Source organism: Streptomyces venezuelae (assembly GCF_008642315.1).
Lineage (GTDB): Bacteria > Actinomycetota > Actinomycetes > Streptomycetales > Streptomycetaceae > Streptomyces > Streptomyces venezuelae_D.
Genome location: NZ_CP029192.1, coordinates 8,759,212 through 8,774,219, shown reverse-complemented (window position 1 = coordinate 8,774,219; position 15,008 = coordinate 8,759,212). Strand labels below are relative to the sequence as shown.

The window sequence follows — 15,008 nt, the reverse complement described above, 5'->3', positions numbered from 1 at the left end:
TACCAGGTTCAACATACCCGCGAGTGAAAAGGTAAGCCGTACAGCGCTTTTAGTGCCGCTGGCGTACTTTCCGAACTCACTGATTTTCCTCCCACCCAGCCACCGGAAAACGGTACGCCGGGGGAAATCCTATCCGGCTTGCTTGAGTGTTCCTCGCCCCGTAACCGCACGCCCGGGGCCGTACCATGAATCATCTTCTGCCCTTGGCGGTCTGCCGCCTGATCATCAAGCCGCCGAGGAAGAGACCGAACCCTACGGCGGCCACACCCGCTCCCAAAAGCCAGTAGTCCCCCTGGCTTACGCCTATTAAGATGCAGAGAACCCCGAATAGTGTTGCCAGAACGGTGAACACGGTCAGTTTCACTTCGGGTCGCACGGGATTCCCCTTTGGCCAGGTTGATAGGAGTGGCCGCAGACTCTTCGCGGCCACTCCCAGTCAAGCGTTCCGATGAAGCATCATCCGTAGGAGATGATGTCAGCGTTCATGAATGCAGCCCCCGCTCCGACTGCGCATGCGGCACCACCTGCGGCTATCGTGCCAGGAGTCCCGAAGACCCCCGTGGCAGCAGTAAGAATGCCGGATTCACCGGCAGCACCGACCCCAGCGAGGCATCCTGTGGCTGCGGTGACGACCTTCTCAGCCACGTCCATCACGTCGGAGAAGCCAAAGAGCCCGGTCGGGTCGATGCGGTTGACGGAGTCGCCTCGGCGTAGAGGTAGGGGTTCTCTTCTTGGCCGGATGGGTCGGGCTGGGTGAAGCGGCCGATGTTGGGGTCGTAGTAACGGGCCGCAAAGTGGTAGAGGCCAGTCGGATCCTGGTAGCCGCCGGCGAACCGGTAGGGCTGGACGACCTTCTCCGCGGTCATCGACCGCTCTACGCCACGGAGGCTGTAGCTATACGTGTTGGCCTTCGCCCCCGATTCGTCGGCGAGTGCGATGACGGAGCCGATCGCGTCGGTGAGGTAGAAGTACGTCTTCCCATCCCGAGTCATGGAGTTGAGTGTGCCTCCGGGTTCGCGGTTGAAGCCGGTGTCGACGCCGCCGGTGGAGGTGGCGGAGAGGCCGTGGGGGCCGTTGTAGAAGTAGGTGTCGCTGAGCTTGATGCGTTCGCTCTGGTCGGTGGAGCCGTAACGGCCGTCATACGTCTTGCCTGCGACGGTCAGCGAGGTGAGCTGGCTGTGATCGGACCACTTCTCCCCGGTCCGGGTGCCCTCCGGGGTAGACGCGCCAGCGGTCTCGTTACCTGCCAGGTCGTAGGACCAGTTCGTCGATGAGCCGTTCTTCGCGGTGATCTGCTGGGCGTCGTTGACGCTGTACGTGGTGCCGCGCGGGCAACCCTCAGCAGTGCCCTGGCTCGTGAGATTGCCCGCCAAGTCGTAGCAATACTGCCAAGACGAATTGAGCGTAGGGCCCTTGTACTCGGCGGCGTAGAAAAAGCGTCCTGCGCCATCGTAGGTGTAGTTGGTCTTCCTGCCGGTCACCGCGTCGGTCTTGGTGCGGATCTTGTCACCGTCGGTCTTAGCGTCGGTGCCGTAGCCGTAGGTGTAGGCCAGGTCGACCAGGGTGCCCTTGCCGGACTTGACCGTGATCTTCTCCGGCCGGCTGGAGTTGTCGACATCGATGGTCTGCACGGTGCCGCCGGGGTAGGCGGTCTCGGTGCGCACGTCGTTTCGGTTGTACTTGTAGGAGGTGATATTGCCCGAGGGATCGGACAGTTCCTTGAGCTTGTTGACCTCGTTCCAGGCGTAGTCGGTCTTGCCGGCCGGGTCCTGGTAGAAGTCCGCGTTGCCCGTGGGGGTGTAGGTGAGCAGGGTCTGGGAGCCGTCCTGGAGGGTGCGGATCGTTTCGTAGGTGATGGTGCCGGTGGAGTCGTCGCGCTGGCGCAGGTTGCCGTCGCCGTCATACCAGTAGCGGACCGTGCCGTTGCTGGTGGAGACAGTTTTGATCCGGTCGAGGTTGTCGCAGGTGAAGGTCTTTTTGATGCCGCGGCCGTCGGTGAGGGTCTCGGTGCGGCCCAGGCTGTCGTACGTGGAAAAACTCACTGGCGTGGGGTAGCACGAGCACATGCCTCATAGCGTCGGCTTATGAGTCCATAGAGCTGCAACGCGTACCGGAGCTGCGGGGTGAAGTGTGAGGATAAAGATGTGGCTCAGCTCAGTTGCTGCCGGAGAGACACGGAAATAGCAAATCGCCACTCCTTCAGCACCAAGTAGGTGCAGCGTCAATGAACTCCCGCTGCTGAGAGCCACGTCATCGTGGCTGAGGCATCAGCAGCTGAACACGGACAGGATCCTCATGGCAGCCGCTACTACACAATCACCATCCGCCGTCGAGACCATCGGTCCGGTTACAGAGACCCGGCCCAGGCGACCGGGAAATGCGGTCGTGAAGTATCTGGCCTCCACCGACCACAAGGCGATCGGCACGCTGTATCTGGTGACGTCGTTCGCGTTCTTCTGCATCGGCGGTGTGATGGCGCTCCTGATGCGCGCCGAACTGGCTCGTCCCGGCACGCAGATCATGTCGAACGAGCAGTTCAACCAGGCGTTCACGATGCACGGCACGATCATGCTGCTGATGGTGGCGACGCCGCTGTTCACGGGCTTCGCGAACTGGATCACCCCACTGCAGATCGGAGCCCCCGACGTCGCTTTCCCACGGCTGAACATGTTCGCCTACTGGCTGTACCTGTTCGGCTCTCTGATCGCGGTCGGCGGGTTTTTTACACCGAGCGGGGCGGCCGACTTTGGCTGGTTCGCCTACAGCCCGCTCTCGGACGCGGTGCATTCACCCGGTGCCGGCGCCGACATGTGGATCATGGGTCTGATTCTCTCTGGCTTCGGCACGATCCTCGCTTCGGTCAACTTCATCACCACCATCATCTGCATGCGCGCACCGGGCCTGGCCATGTTCCGCATGCCGATCTTCGTGTGGAACGTCCTGCTGACTGCGGTGCTGGTCCTGCTGGCCTTCCCGGTCCTGGCCGCCGCACTATTTGCCCTGGAAGTGGACCGAAAGTTCGACGCCCACATATTCGATCCAGCCAATGGCGGTCCCTTGCTGTGGCAGCACCTCTTCTGGTTCTTCGGCCATCCAGAGGTGTACATCGTCGCTCTGCCGTTCTTCGGCATCATTTCCGAAGTCATCCCCGTGTTCTCCCGAAAGCCGATGTTCGGCTACACGGGACTGATCGGCGCGACGATAGCGATCGCGGGTCTCTCCGTGACCGTGTGGGCCCACCATATGTTCGCCACGGGCGGCGTCCTCCTGCCGTTCTTCTCCTTCACGTCCTTCTTGATCGCCGTACCCACAGGTGTGAAGTTCTTCAACTGGATCGGCACGATGTGGAAGGGGTCCTTGTCCTTCGAGACTCCGATGCTCTGGGCCATGGGGTTCCTGATCACGTTCGTCTTCGGCGGCCTGACGGGCATCTTCCTGGCGTCACCGCCGCTCAACTTCCACGTCACCGACACCTACTTCGTCGTCGCGCACTTCCACTACGTCATGTTCGGAACCATGGTGTTCGCGATGTTCTCCGGATTCCACTTCTGGTGGCCGAAGTTCACCGGCAAGATGCTCGACGAGCGCCTCGGAAAGATTACCTTCTGGACGATGTTCGTGGGATTCCACGGCACGTTCCTGGTGCAGCACTGGCTCGGTGCCGAGGGCATGCCGCGCCGGTACGCCGACTACCTCGCCGCCGACGGCTTCACCACACTGAACACGATCTCCACGATCTCCTCGTTCCTGCTCGGCCTGTCGATCCTGCCGTTCTTCTATAACGTCTGGAAGACCGCTAAGTACGGCAAGAAGATCAAGGTCGACGACCCATGGGGCTTTGGCCGTTCGCTGGAGTGGGCGACATCCTGCCCACCGCCGCGGCACAACTTCCTCACCCTGCCGCGCATTCGCAGCGAATCGCCGGCATTCGACCTGCACCACAAGGCCCTAGCAGCGGAGCAGACAGATGAATGACTTTCCTTCAAGTGGAGAGGTCACGCACGGCCTGCACCAGATGGAAGGATTCTTGTACTGGAAGGCAGAGGAGACGGGGGCACGCCGAGAAGCTGCGGCCTTCAGTGAAGAATTCCCATGGCTCAGCAACGCTGAGCGCCATGAAATCGCAGAACGATACTTCCGTATGCGGATGGAGCTGGCCGCGACCACGACGCGCCACATAGCGAAACGGCACATGGAGATCCGCGCAGATTTCGAGGACGCTCTCCAGCGTATACGTCGGCGCGCAGCATGCGGGCTGACGACCATGATCTTCTCTCTTTCCCTTCTCCTCACCCTGCTGCTGCTCACATGAACTCCGCGCTCCCAGCGCGCCTTTACTGAGCGGTTGCCTCACCTGGTGCAGGCACTCCCCGCTGAACACCACACGAACGCGGCCTTCATGGGCCGCACCCGCCCCTGCCTTCCCCTCCCCGTCGCTACAGCCATACGAAGGCCTTTTCATGAAAAGCCTCATCGATCTCGCCCGATACACCGCACTCGCGGTGTGTGCCACCAGCGCGGTCTTCGCTACGGCAGGGACGTGCGAGCAGTCCTGGTGGTGGTGGACGGTGGCCGTGCCGACGCTGGGGCTGACCGCGCTCGGGGTATGGGACATCGTGCAGCGTCGGCACGCGATCCTGCGCAACTATCCTCTGCTCGGACACGCCCGCTTCATGCTGGAGAGCATCAGGCCGGAGCTCCAGCAGTACTTTGTCGAGCGGAACTTCGACGGCCGCCCCTACGATCGCGCGGTACGGGACGTGGTCTACCAGCGCGCCAAGGGTATCGAGGCGAAAACAGCCTTCGGCACCGAGCGGGACATCTACGCCGAGGGCCACGAGTTCCTTGCTCCGTCCATGGCACCCAGGAGGGTTCACGAAATGCCGCCCACCGTACTCGTCGGCGGGCCGGACTGCACCCAGCCGTACGCCATGTCGCTGCTGAACATCTCCGCGATGAGCTTCGGTGCCTTGTCGGCCAATGCCATTCTCGCTCTCAACAAGGGCGCCCAGGGCAGGTTCGCCCATGACACCGGCGAAGGCGGGATCTCCGAGTATCACCTACGCCACGGTGGCGACCTCATCTGGCAGATCGGAACCGGATACTTCGGCTGCCGCACGCCGGAGGGGGACTTCGACGCCGATGCCTTCGCGGTCAAAGCCCGCCACCGGAACGTCAAATGCGTCCTCCTGAAACTCTCTCAAGGGGCCAAGCCCGGCTTGGGAGGGCTGCTGCCGGGTGCCAAAGTCGACACCGAGATCGCCGAAATCCGCGGAGTTCCGCCAGGCCGCACTGTCGCTTCCCCTCCCCATCACCGAGCCTTCTCGACGCCGCGCGAGTTGATCCGGTTCATTGCCCACATGCGAAACTTGGCAGAGGGAAAGCCCATCGGCATCAAGCTGTGCGTGGGGGACCGCGTCCAGGTCCTGGCTCTGTGCAAGGCCATGCTCGCCGAGGGTGTGAGCCCTGACTTCATCGTCGTGGACGGATCCGAAGGCGGCACGGGAGCCGCGCCGCTGGAGTTCGCCGACGAACTCGGAATGCCCCTCACCGAAGGGCTGATGACGGTGCACAACGCACTCGTCGGCACCGGGCTCCGCAGTCGGATACGCATAGGAGCCAGCGGAAAGATCGCCACCGGCGGGGACATCGTCAAACGCCTCGCCCAGGGGGCGGACTTCACCAACGCGGCCCGCGCGATGATGTTCGCCCTCGGATGCATACAGGCCCGAGCCTGCCACACCAATGCCTGCCCTGTCGGCGTCGCCACACAGGACACCCGCCGGGCCCGAGCACTGCATGTCACCGAAAAGGCCGACCGAGTACGCCGATACCAGGCCGCCACGGTCCGCAGCGCCCAGCACATCATTGCCGCCATGGGACTTGATAGCCCTGAGCAACTCCACCCTCGGATGCTGCGACGCCGACTCGGCGCCAGCGGAGAGATCCGCTCGTACGCCGATCTCTATCAGTGGCTGGACGAAGAGCAGCTGCTGAATGACCCTCCGGTGTCGTGGCGGGGGGACTGGCACGCCGCCGACCCCGACCGGTTCACGGCGTGACACGACAAACAACTTGGTTCGCGGCGTCGGCTGTTGACCCGCTGGCCCTTCGGCTTCCGGAATGGTGTGCTTGATCCGGCGTCGGCGCAGGTAGCGGAGGTTACGCCAGAACGAGTGTGAATCCCTCCCTTTCGCCTGAGTCTCACCCGCAAAGGCCCCCGCAAGGACTGGTCGAAGAAGATCTGATTCCTCCCGGCCACCGCCCCCTTCAGCGGTCCCACCTGCCCGAATGGCAAGATCCACAATGTGACCGGATGGATGCGCCACTCCCCGCGCTGGGCAGTCATCACCACCTGCTGCATCGCAGCCGCCATGCTGTTCATCGGTGCGCTCTCACACGTCGTCGACCTTCTCGCCCACGGCGTGAAGCCCTATGACTGGGCCCCCGGCTGGCTCAACCTCTACTGGTCGTCCTTGGCCGTGCTCGACACACTCGCCGCCATCTACCTGATCAGAGGCAAGCGCCGAGGGATCGATCTGGCCTGCGTGATCATGATTACAGACACAGTTGCGGACTGGTACGCAGTCCACACCCTCCAGAACAGCAGCCTCACCGCGCAACCCGGCCTCCAACGAATCATCGTGTTCAGCGCACTCGTTCTGGGATCAGCACCACTCATCCGACGGCACCTTCACGCCTGACCCCACCACCGGCGGTTCTCAGACACTCACTAAGCACCACCGAACAGCGCTGGGCCCCTGCCCTATGCATTTCGGCCGCAGCGCTACGCCCTCTGAACGCTTGTCCAGAGAAGAGGGTCTGAGCCTTCAGAGCCTGGCCTTGGGCCCCGGCCGGGCGACCTCGGTGACTGAATGATCTGTTGTGTGGGCTAGAGGCTGTCCCGCAACCGGTGTGGCTGTTGTGCCGCTGTCCGGCCATGGGTGGGGGGCTCAGCAGATGATCCGAAGTGGATCGAACCGTTCTCCGGGTTGAGCCCGGTACAGTTCGACCGGCTTGTCGCGCTGGTGCGGCGGCGGGCGGTGACCTCCAGCGGGCCCGACCGTGGCGGTTGCCCTTGGCGGGCCGGGGGTTACTGGGGGCCACGTACTGGCGCACGAACCTGACCTTGCGGCAGGTGGCGCCGCTGTTCGGGATCTCGGAGTCGGCCGCGGACCGGATCCTGGACCATCTGGCGCCGCTCTTGGCGATCTCTCCGCCCCGCCGCAAGTGAGAGGACACTGTCCACATCGTCGACGGGACACTGGTGCCCACCCGGGACCGCAGCATCGCGACCTCGAGCAAGAACTACCGGTACTCGGCGAACCTGCAGGTCGTCATCGACGCCGACAGCCGCTTGGTGGTGGCCATCGGGAACCCACTGCCCGGCAGCCGCAACGGCTGCCGGGCCTTCACCGAATCCGGAGCCGACCGGCCCTGCCGCGGGATTCCCACCATCGCGGACGGCGGCTACCAGGGCACCGGCCAGGTCAGGACCTTTTGAGCCCGCAGCAGGAGGCCGAGAACGCCGTCCACCGCCGGGCCCGGGCACGGGTCGAACATGTCTTGTCCCGGCTGAAGAACTGGAAGATTCTGCGGGACTGCCGACTCAAGGGCAGCGGCACCCATCAGGCCATCCTCGGCGTTGCACACCTGCACAACATGGGCGGTCAGGGGCTGCTGTGGATCGGGGGCGCTGGGTGGAGGCTTGGTTGTCGGGCCGGGGCTTGTCGCCGAGGAGGGAGAGAGCCGTCGCCCGTGCCGCAGGGGGTGGGCCTGATGCCGCAGTTGTCAAGGTCGGAGTGTCTCGCGCGAGCGGTATGAGGAGCTTGCTGCGCGGGAGCGTCAGCTCGTGCTGGACGAGACGAAAAGTCAGTTCAGTATGGGGAACGGCGCGTTGGATCTCTTTACCGACCGCAGGAGCTCGTGAACCGGCTCTGAACTGCGACGATTCATAGACTACATGTCCACGACGGTCGGTCAACGTTCTCCGAGGGATGACGAGCACTGGTGACGGCGGTAGCTGTCAGAGGTGTGCAGTACGGTCCTGTCATGGCAGCCAAAATCGATCTGACCCTCGATTGCGCGAACGCACAACTTCTCGCCGATTTCTGGAAGACGGCACTGGGCTATATCGACGAGCCGCCGCCTGCTCCCTTCAAAACCCGCGAGGAGTGGCTCGCGCAGTTTGACCTGCCGGAGGACGACTCCGAGGACGACGGGGCGTGGCTCTGTGATCCCGACGGCGTCGGCCCCCGCCTCTCCATCCTCAAGGTCCCCGAAACGAAGACAGCGAAGAACCGGCTTCATATCGACGTTCGGGTGCCGGGACACGGCAGTGCCGGTGAGCGGTGGGCGCGGATCAAGGCGGAGTCTGAGCGGCTGGTGAAGGCGGGCGGGGCCGTCCGGCAGGAGTTCGACGGGCACCACGTTGTGATGGCCGACCCGGAGGGCAACGAGTTCTGCGTCGCCGCAGCCTCGGCCTGAGGCTGGCAGAGGTCGGAGACGTTCCCCGGCCTCTGCTTTGGCTGGCCGAGCGCCGCTGCCACCGTCAACAATCCGTCGATGCCCCGTGATGGCAGCTCGGGAGTCCGGCCGCTGCAGGCGGCCGGACTCTCCGAACCGAGTCGTGCCGTCAGGCGTGTTTCCCGGCACTATCGCATCACTGCTGAACTCCCTGTGAGGGATTGGTGATCTGGGCTTCGAGATCGGCGAGGCGTCGGTCCTGAAAGCGAAGGTTGGAACGAGCGGCCTTGAGCCGCTCGTCGAGGGTCCGGTTGTCGGCGGTCAGCTGGCGGACCCGCTGCTTGAGGGTGATGTTCTCGGTGGTGATCCGCTGGATGCTCTCCTCGGTCCACTCGCTCTCCAAGTCGCGGACCTGGCCGAGGAGTTCACCGATTCGAGTCCGTTGGGCGAGGATCTCGGTGCGGGCAGCCTTGAGAGCGTCCTCGGCATTCAGCGCGCGTTCGCGCCAGGTCGCCTCGTGTTCGGCATCATGATCGGCGAGGCGCTGGGTCCGCTGTTCGCCGACGCTTGCCATCGCCGCGGAGACGGCGGCTCTGGCCTGCGGGTTGTCGTAGAGGAAGGTGCGGGAGACATTCGCGCGGCGGGCGATGGCGGCGACGCTGATCAGGGCCCCGTCTCGGCGGAGCCGGGCGAGAGCGTCGTGGACACGTCCCACGGCGGTCTCGGTGCTGCGGCGGTGGGCTACAAGAGCTGCGGCCGTCCGCGGTTCGGGGACAGTGCTGGTGTTCATGCGTATCCCTTCTCGTCGTCGGCGGTGTCCTCGTCGCCGTACGCGTTCTGGTCAGAAGCTGCCGCGTCGGCGAGGTCTGTGGCCCGGAAGGCGGTGGACCACATCCGGTGGAAGTAGTCCTGGGGGCGGCGTAGATCGAGTGCGAGGGCGTCCTCCAGGAGCCCGAGGCCGGCCAGGGCCTTCTCCAGGCCGTCGATGGCGCGGGCTGTGGGCTCGAAGACCTGGTGCAGGTAGTCGGCGGTGGCATCGTCCGGGGCCCGCTCCGCGATCGACATCCACTGTTCGCGTTTGCGGCGCCAGTAGAGGAGATCGGCGCCGGACATCACGAACTTGTCGCAGCTGTGGCAGTTCAAGTTCCAGGGGCAGGCGCCTCCGTCGACCACGGGCTGGAAGGTGCAAAGTCCGCCCTCGGCCGGAGTGCTGCGGCGGGTGAGGTCCAGGGCGAGGGCCTCGGCCTGGCGCCGGTCGAGCGGGGCGGTGCCGGTAGACAGCATCTCGCCGGGCCGGGCGGCGCCTGGGCCGGCGACCCAGACGTGCTGCAGCACGTCCTCGATCTCCGAGACCGCGACCTTCGCGTAGTGCTCGGCCATCCGGTTCGAGACCTGGCCGAGGAACCGCTTGATGTGGTGCAGGCCCGCGCCATTGGTTAGCAGCTTGGTGGCCAGAGTATGACGGGCCTGGTGGGTGACACAGGAGCCCAGGTCGAGCTTGGACACCCAGTCGTGGAACGCGGCCCCATACCAGCCGTAACTGACGGAACGTTCGAAGCCGGGATTGTGCTTCGGAGCAGGGAACAGCGCCATCCGGGCCCTCTCCGCGGCAGTCGCGGGACGGCCGAACCGGCCCTCGAAACGGACCAGGGTCTTGCGCTGACGATCGCGGATGCGCTGGTGGGTGTACTCGGGGATGCGGATGGCCTGGTCGTAGTTGCCGACCTTGGTCTGGTCGTGCCAGAGCATGGGGAGCTTGTTGTAGCGGCCGACGCAGTCCAGCTTCAGGTTGAGCACTTCGCTGGCCCGGCGACCGGTCACGATGATCGTCTCCCAGATGTCCCGCAGCCCCCGGTCACCGGCATCGTGCTCGTCGGCGAAGCGCTGGAGGTTCTCCTCCGCGGCGAGAGCGCGGGCGACCTCGTCGGTGAAGGGGCTGCGGGTCCGGTGGGGGCCAATGCCCATCGGCGGGAAGGCGATAACGAACTCACGGTTCAGGCCGCTGCGGTCAGCCTCACCGCTCTCCAGGCCCCACCGCATGATCTTGCGAGCGTGGCTGAGGATGAAATGCGAGGTCGTCGCGGTCACGGTGCTGGGCTCACCCGACTTCAACCGCACGACAAGCGACGGCAGTTGATTGCGGGCCCGATGGCGCTGGTCGGCCAGGAAACGGTGGACGTGATCGGCCTGCAAGAGCGCCGGGTCGCGTCCCCCGCCCTCAGCACTGACCTCGAGGAAGGCGCTCAGCTCCAGACAGGCTCGCCGCGTGTCGTCGTAGGACGACCTGGTGCGCGGACTACCCGGGGTGCGCAACTGGTGGGCGAGGTAGTCCCAGAGCAGGTCGCGCAACCAACGCTGGGCCACCCCGATCAGGTCGTAGTGGCTGGAGAAGCCGCGGATGCTCGATCCGAAGTGGTCGAGTTCGAGATAGCCAGCCTCCCGTGTCTCTGCCGGCGTCACGTAGACCACCCGCAGGGACTGCAGCATCACCTGGGCTAGGCCCCGGGACCGGCGGGGCAGGCCGTCCAGGTCGAGTTCGGTCAGCGTGTCCAGTGTCCGGCAGGAGTTCACCAGGCTCTGCACCGCGATCGGTGTCCAGCGGGAGCGGACGCTGTGCTGGAGACGTGCAAACAGGGCCCACTGGAACTCGGCCCGCAGCAGCGGGTGCAGGCCGAGCAGGTTGATCTCCCCAATCCGCAGTACCGGCTCGACGTGAGCGCACCACCTGCGGAACGCCTGCTGATCGTCGTAGCGGACGGTGACCGACGAGGGGTCCCGTTCGTAGGCGTGGGCCTAGTACCTCGGCGGATCGAGGTCGGCCCCGCCCGGTCGGCCCTCGCGCGTGTAACGCTGGTCGTGATTGGGACACAGGCCCAGCGGCGAGAGCGCTCCGTCGTGGCAGCAAGCCGCCAGGCAGACCCCGAACCCGGGGTAGGGCTCCTCTTCGCTCAGCCAGGCATCGAGGTCGAACTCGAGGCCTTGTGCCTGTGCACGGGCGGTCGCGCGGCGCCACCGGTTGTCGTGCCGGGGACAGAACCGGTGCTTGTGGCCCAAGGCCATGCGCTCGCAGCCGACGACCCGGCAGGCGCCGGGACGGACAGCCCTGGTCAGCTGCAGCGGCACGGCAGTGCGGAAGAACTCGGCGCGGTCGGCCTCGTCACCGCCCAGGGCACTCCACTGTTGGCGGTGGGTGTCGCAGAGGTCGCTGGTGCCGTGGGCGGCCCGCTCGCAGTGCGGGACCCGGCAGCACCAGCCGAACACCGGGTGCTCGGACGGGACTTCGATCACGTCGGCCCGCAGCAGCGGGTCGAATCCGGGCCCGTTGATCAGGGCGGTCAGGATCTCCAGCCGGTCGCGGGACTCACGCTGATCCGTGCCGGGAAGCAGCCGCAGGACTTCATGTCCTCCCGTCACGCTCGCTCACCCCAGACCTTGCGCAGCGCGGCGTCGAAGGCCGGGTCGTAGATGTCGACGTGGCCGTAGATCTCATCGGGGGTGCTGGTCGAGGCCCATCCACCCGCGTCCCGGGTGATTACCAGGTTGCCGCGGGAGGCGTCGAGGACCGCGGAGGCGAACTCGTGCCGGAAGGCATGGGGGTTCACGTTGCCCAGACCCGCGCGGGCTGCGGCCCGGCCGAGCATCCGCCGGGCGCCGACCGTCGCCCACGGCTGTCCCCGCTGCGGGCCGTGGAGTTGGACCAGCAGCATGCCGTAGCCCGCCTGCTTGGGGTACTCGCTGGTGATGTACTCGAAATGGGTGTGGATCATGTTCGGGCTGACGCGCTTGACCAGCCCGCCAGTCACCACTCCGCTCTCCACCGACCAGGGGTACTTCGTCTTCGCCCTCGCCCGGTTCGGATTCGTCTCCCGGTGACAGATGTGGACGTGCGGGGCCCGGCAGTCCCCGCAGGCCGCCCTCTCACGCAGATGCAGGTCCGCGAGGTGCAGGCCGCACATCTCGCCGATGCGGAAGCCGCCATCGGTCAGCCAACTCACCAGCATGCGGTCCCGGGCGGCGCGGACCTCCGCGAGCAGCCGTTCCTTCGCCCCCTCGGGCAGCATCTTCGGATGCCGCCGCCGCACCCGGCGCGGGGCGAGCGGGTTCGCCGGCAGAGAGCGGGTGACATGCCCGAGCAGAGCGCGGTCCCGGTCGGCCCGGGTCGGCAGCCGGGAGATATTCAGGGCCGAGCCCAGGTCCGTGTTGACGCCCAGCGACGCCAGCTGCAGATAGAAGCCCTTCAGGCAGGCCGCAGCCGTGGACAACGCCGCCTGCCCGTACGGGCGCTTGCCCAGACGCCATGGCTCGCCGAGAGGCAGCCGAACCTTCGCGCCGACGAGGCCCATGTACCGTTCGAGATCCCGCAGCACCACCGCATCGACGCCGCGGCACTCGTGCTCGAGCCAGCGCAGATGGTCCACCAGCAAGTACGCGTATGTCCGCTGAGTGCCCGAGCCTTCGTACTCGCGCAGGAACCGGTCCGCCTCCTGGTGAACAGTGCCTTCGGGCCACACGATCGTCCACGACCGCCGCCCATCCTTCCGGTCAATCTGCTGGACCCTCAAGTCCCCGATGACCACATGCCGTACCACTCGTCCTCCGTACCGACCCCAGGACATGACTGACGTCCTGGACCCGGTCGGTAAACGAGCCCGTGACGCCCACGTCACAGGCCCAGACGAACATCACGGGCACCACTATCTGCGGTCGGTAAAGAGATCGAGCCGCCGCGTCCGCATGGTGGTTCCCGTCCCGTACCGAAGAGTCGCTGATGGCGGTAGAGGTGGGGGATGGAAGCGGACACCTTCCAAGGCCGCTGCCTTGCTCAACCAAGCTTTCGAAGCGGAAGGCATCAGTGGAGGATGGGTTTTGGGGACTTACGTATAGAGAGAACGCCGGGTGGTGAACGAGTAGGCGCCGGCGAGAACAGCCGCCGTCACAGCCACGAGAGCCAAGGCGGCAACAGCTCCCGGCAACGGGGTGGGGGCAGTGGGGCTGAAGCCTCCGGTGAAGGTCATGTGGGGGTAGGCGAGAGCCATCAGGAGGTTGCGGGGATCGAAGCGCCCCATGATCGGCAGGACGAAGAAGAGGGAGATGAAGAGGGGGATGACGTGCAGCGGCCGTCGGGCGATCGTTCCTGTGCCCATGCCCAGGAGTGCGAAGAACGTGCCTGTGAGCAGGAACAGCAGCAGTGGCGGAATCAGGTCGGTGAGGGGCAGGTCGCCGGGGACGGAGACCAGGGGATCGTCGAGGCGTCCGGATGCCGCCCAGCTCAGGCTTGAGCTGATCAGCAGGCAGGCGGCCAGCGCCGCTGCTGTCAGGGCCGTCACCATGGTGACGAGCGTGGCGATCTGAGAGGCGAACAGGGTGCGGTGCCCGTCGCGTACGGCGCGGAACTTGAGGGTCTTGAAGTGGGCATCACGGGTCGCGGTGACTGCTCCGTGGGTGAAGAACAGGACCGGGGCGAGGACGAAGCACAGGACTTGGAGCAGGCTGACCGTGCCCTGCACGACGTGCAGGTTGGCCACCGCACTGCCGGCTTGGCGCCAGGTGTCCTCCAGCGGTGCGTCGGTCGGGTCGTTGCCCTGTCCGATGGCTCGAGTGAAGGTGTATCCGCCGTCCTCATGGAGGAATGTCCACTCCTGATGCAGGCTGCTGATCGCGCTGTGGGCTGTGCCGTAGGCGCCCACAGCGAAGGCCGCGGCGACGAGCACGCAGACGGCGAGCGCGTACAGGCCGTAGCGGGAGGTCCACTGGTAACGCAGGTCAGTCCGGATCGCGTGGGCAGTGCGCGAGGTAGGCGCCTTCGAGGCGGTCGCCGTTGGCGGGATGGAAGTCAAGCCGGGTGAGCCTGTTCTGTGCCAGGGCGAACACGTCGTCCGCCACGCGGTCGTAGAAGTCGAATTGGTGTCCCGCAGCGATCACGACGCTGTCCTTCTTGAGGTCTGTGATCACGGCCTGAAGCCAGGCCAGGCTGTCGTAGTCGAGCCCGTTGGCCAGCTCGTCCAGGAACACGTAGGGCGGCCGGGCCAGGGCCAAGGCGGTGATGAACACCTTCTTGCGCTGTCCGTACGACAGCGCTTTGCCCGGCTTGGTCAGCAAGGTGGCGGACACCTGCCCGCCTGTGGCTGCGTGCACATCGGCGATGGTGACCTTCCGCCTCACCAGCAGGTGCAGGTTCTCCCAGCCCGACAAGTGGGGGTACAGGGCGCAGTCGTCGAACACGGGGAACAGCTCCGGGCGTATCTTGCCCAGAGGCTGGCCGCCGAAGGTGATGGTGCCCTGGAAGGGTTCCAGCCCTGACAGGCATTTGAAGAAGGTGGTTTTGCCCGCGCCGTTTCTTCCGAGTAGGTAGCTCACCCGGCCCCGTCGGAACGTGGCGGAGACCTCGTGCAGGACGGGATGTGCTCCATATCCTTTGATGACCTGCTCGGCTGCTATCACCGGGTGTTCGTCCTCATCAGTTCGGGGAGCCGGCCATCCGGCAGACCACCAGGGAAGAAGAGAGAAGTAGTGTGGCGGCCAGCCGCATGGGGCAGTCCGGT

The 15,008-nt window shown here is 65.4% G+C and carries 11 protein-coding genes and 2 pseudogenes; 6 read left to right on the top strand and 7 right to left on the bottom strand.

The window, feature by feature from the left end:
* Positions 1 to 650 precede the first annotated feature (650 nt).
* Positions 651 to 2,042 (bottom strand): RHS repeat-associated core domain-containing protein, encoded by a 1,392-nt coding sequence (locus DEJ48_RS38805; protein ID WP_411757518.1) that lies wholly within the window; start codon positions 2,040 to 2,042, stop codon positions 651 to 653.
* Positions 2,043 to 2,358: 316 nt separating this feature from the next.
* Here DEJ48_RS38805 and ctaD point away from each other — a divergent pair.
* From ctaD to DEJ48_RS38775, 6 genes and pseudogenes are all read left to right on the top strand, one after another.
* Positions 2,359 to 3,957, top strand: a pseudogene (ctaD, locus tag DEJ48_RS38800) (cytochrome c oxidase subunit I); the annotation flags it as partial.
* Positions 3,958 to 3,967: 10 nt separating this feature from the next.
* Complete coding sequence (locus DEJ48_RS38795) at positions 3,968 to 4,312, top strand: hypothetical protein (protein ID WP_150220756.1); 345 nt, start codon at positions 3,968 to 3,970, stop codon at positions 4,310 to 4,312.
* Positions 4,313 to 4,460: 148 nt separating this feature from the next.
* Complete coding sequence (locus DEJ48_RS38790) at positions 4,461 to 6,062, top strand: FMN-binding glutamate synthase family protein (RefSeq protein WP_150220755.1); 1,602 nt, start codon at positions 4,461 to 4,463, stop codon at positions 6,060 to 6,062.
* A gap of 246 nt (positions 6,063 to 6,308) precedes the next feature.
* Complete coding sequence (locus DEJ48_RS38785) at positions 6,309 to 6,704, top strand: hypothetical protein (RefSeq protein WP_223832386.1); 396 nt, start codon at positions 6,309 to 6,311, stop codon at positions 6,702 to 6,704.
* Between the two features lie 240 nt (positions 6,705 to 6,944).
* Positions 6,945 to 7,677, top strand: a pseudogene (locus DEJ48_RS38780) (transposase); the annotation flags it as partial.
* Between the two features lie 375 nt (positions 7,678 to 8,052).
* Complete coding sequence (locus DEJ48_RS38775; RefSeq protein ID WP_150220754.1) at positions 8,053 to 8,487, top strand: VOC family protein; 435 nt, start codon at positions 8,053 to 8,055, stop codon at positions 8,485 to 8,487.
* A 175-nt stretch (positions 8,488 to 8,662) separates the two neighbouring features.
* On the opposite strand, the gene DEJ48_RS38770 is transcribed toward DEJ48_RS38775, so the two are convergent.
* From DEJ48_RS38770 to DEJ48_RS38745, 6 genes are all read right to left on the bottom strand, one after another.
* On the bottom strand, positions 8,663 to 9,256 hold the full coding sequence (locus tag DEJ48_RS38770; protein WP_150220753.1) for a DUF6262 family protein: 594 nt from the start codon (positions 9,254 to 9,256) through the stop codon (positions 8,663 to 8,665).
* Positions 9,253 to 11,049, bottom strand: coding sequence for a tyrosine-type recombinase/integrase (locus DEJ48_RS38765; protein WP_150220752.1), 1,797 nt, complete (start codon positions 11,047 to 11,049; stop codon positions 9,253 to 9,255). Before DEJ48_RS38765 ends, DEJ48_RS38770 begins: the two co-directional genes overlap by 4 nt.
* Positions 11,050 to 11,259: 210 nt before the next feature.
* On the bottom strand, positions 11,260 to 11,880 hold the full coding sequence (locus DEJ48_RS38760) for a hypothetical protein (RefSeq protein WP_150220751.1): 621 nt from the start codon (positions 11,878 to 11,880) through the stop codon (positions 11,260 to 11,262).
* Positions 11,877 to 12,977: a tyrosine-type recombinase/integrase gene (locus tag DEJ48_RS38755; protein ID WP_223832385.1), complete on the bottom strand. Its 1,101-nt coding sequence runs from the start codon at positions 12,975 to 12,977 to the stop codon at positions 11,877 to 11,879. The genes DEJ48_RS38760 and DEJ48_RS38755 overlap by 4 nt, the downstream gene beginning before the upstream one ends.
* A 363-nt stretch (positions 12,978 to 13,340) precedes the next feature.
* Positions 13,341 to 14,303 carry a hypothetical protein gene (locus DEJ48_RS38750; RefSeq protein WP_150220749.1) on the bottom strand — a complete coding sequence of 321 codons (963 nt, stop codon included), beginning with the start codon at positions 14,301 to 14,303 and terminating at the stop codon, positions 13,341 to 13,343.
* Complete coding sequence (locus DEJ48_RS38745; RefSeq protein WP_150220748.1) at positions 14,230 to 14,907, bottom strand: ATP-binding cassette domain-containing protein; 678 nt, start codon at positions 14,905 to 14,907, stop codon at positions 14,230 to 14,232. The genes DEJ48_RS38750 and DEJ48_RS38745 overlap by 74 nt, the downstream gene beginning before the upstream one ends.
* Positions 14,908 to 15,008: the final 101 nt, after the last annotated feature.